Raw genomic sequence first — 1,999 nt, 5'->3', positions numbered from 1 at the left:
TTGTATAGAAATTACTAAAAACCAGAAAATTTCTTGTCAAAAGGCGATAACTTGAACCGAAATACTCTTGAATAACACGAAAGGGAGCAAAAAGAGTCTACAAAACTAATCATCGATTCCTTTTTTTGTACACTATGGTCACTTCTCCCTTGTATCCGTATAGGGATCTCAATTATTCAATACAAAGAGATTAGTCAGGTAGGTGAGGGCGAATTCAGGTTCGTCCCTGTATAATTAGATCAACCTCTTCGTGAAATATTCCCAATCTACAATTTCTCGTAATTTCTTCAAAAAATACAACCTGTCGAACCGCACCCGATCCTATAAAAAATCGCCAAAAACGCGTCTCTTCCTCTTTCTTTGAATTGGTATGGGGTTTCATTTTCAGTTCTTGTTTGAGATGCCTTTATTATTGAACTTCATGGGTTTGGTCAATTAATCCTCTTGTTTTTCAACGTCCCCATATTAGTATTAATCGAAAAAAGTGTGCCGCAGTCAATCAAAATGTTGCTTAGTGGAAATAAAAGCCGATACCCCGAATCTTTACAAATACATACTGTGAGCATAATCAAGAAATCAAGTATGAAGGACTCTCCTTCTCTTTAATTCGCGACAATTTTTTAACCTACAAAGGAATTTATAACTCAACCCCAAAGGCAGTTCTCACCAACAAACCAACACCAAAGGAACATACTGCCACACCCATGCTGATTAAGAACATCTCAAGAAAACGCCGTTTAAACGACAAGTCTTTTGCTACAGATATGTAAAAATTAAAGCCAAAGATAATCAACACCGCGATTAATAAAGTCGCACCAAGGCTGACGTAGATACCCGTATCATGCTGAGGTATCAAAAGATACGGCAGGATGAGTAAAATAACGGTGATTATGTAGGCAAGGCCAGTATAGAGCGCTGATCGGATAGCCTTAGGATTGTTTTCTGCTCGAGCCGAAAGATATTCTGAGGCCGCCATTGAGAAAGAAGCTGCAATACCGGTTACCAAGCCACTAATCGCAACCAGTTTGCCAGTTTGCAGTGCAAATGTTAACCCTGCCAATGTGCCAGTCAGTTCAACTAATGCATCGTTAAGACCTAATACTATGGAACCCATATACGATAGAAAATCTTCTTTGATCATCCCTGCTAGTGAATATTCGTGTTCTTCTTCATCTTTTCCGAGTTGAGAAGCTCCTGGCACCACCGAATCAAAAACTGCATATTCTGCAGAGCCCGCGGCTTCGTTTTTTTCGAGTAGTTTAATCGTAAAAGTTATTCCCAAGACACGTGCCATTAATGCCGAAAAAAACGCTTTAAGGTAATTTGGTTTAACTTCTACATTACTGATCTTTTTCCAAAATTGATAATGGCGCATCTCAGTAGCTGACATTTCACGAAGGACCTCAGAATTGTGAGGATCTTTAATCAAACCAGCCAATTTACCATAAATCACATAGCCGGTCATTTCATCCTTTTGAAACTTGATAACCTTTTTTAAATAGTCTTCGTCCATTGAAACGCTCCTTGCGGATACCCATACTTCAGATCTGGAACTACCTTATTACACATATAATTATCAAAAACGTGGCTCTTCCTGTTTCTTTGAATCGGAGTGGTTTCATTTCCAGTTTTTCTTGTTTGAGATGCCTCTATTCATGAACTTCCTGAGTTTGGTCAATTAATCCTCTTATTTTTCAACACCCTCAGGCAAATCTGCCATGCTGGGCAGTTTTTGTCTTTTCTATCAGAAAAGTCAAATTTCCTCTTTTTTCCTCTTCTCATCAGAGGAGAAAAGCATTGATATGACGCTTACGATGAGCGAGCCAAGCAAGGCTGACCAAAAATTGTCGACAACATACCCTACATGGAACCATGTCTGTGCCAGGTAAGCTGAGAGCATAAACATCGCTGCATTCAGCACGAGGCTAAACAACCCCAACGTGAGAATGATCAGTCCACACGAAAGCGCTCTCAGGATTGGCAGGAGGATCGCATTCAA

2 protein-coding genes are annotated in these 1,999 nt (G+C 39.7%); both read right to left on the bottom strand.

Features of this window, described 5'->3' with window-relative positions; translation table 11 throughout:
• Positions 1-637: 637 nt before the first annotated feature.
• Positions 638-1,513 (bottom strand): VIT1/CCC1 transporter family protein, encoded by an 876-nt coding sequence (locus tag PLK24_RS11090; RefSeq protein WP_324479129.1) that lies wholly within the window; start codon positions 1,511-1,513, stop codon positions 638-640.
• A 240-nt stretch (positions 1,514-1,753) separates the two neighbouring features.
• Positions 1,754-1,999, bottom strand: a 246-nt coding sequence (locus tag PLK24_RS11085; protein WP_324479127.1) for a phage holin family protein, incomplete at its 5' end; no start/stop codon positions are given.

The sequence above is a fragment of the Atribacter sp. genome (genome assembly GCF_035418125.1).
GTDB lineage: Bacteria > Atribacterota > Atribacteria > Atribacterales > Atribacteraceae > Atribacter > Atribacter allofermentans.
Note: the sequence above shows the minus strand (reverse complement) of the source record. Positions and strands in the feature narration are given on the sequence as shown.

Coding starts and splice junctions, on each gene's coding strand:
- PLK24_RS11090 (WP_324479129.1), bottom strand. CDS start 1,513: ATGGACGAAGACTATTTAAAAAAGGTTATCAAGTTTCAAAAGGATGAA.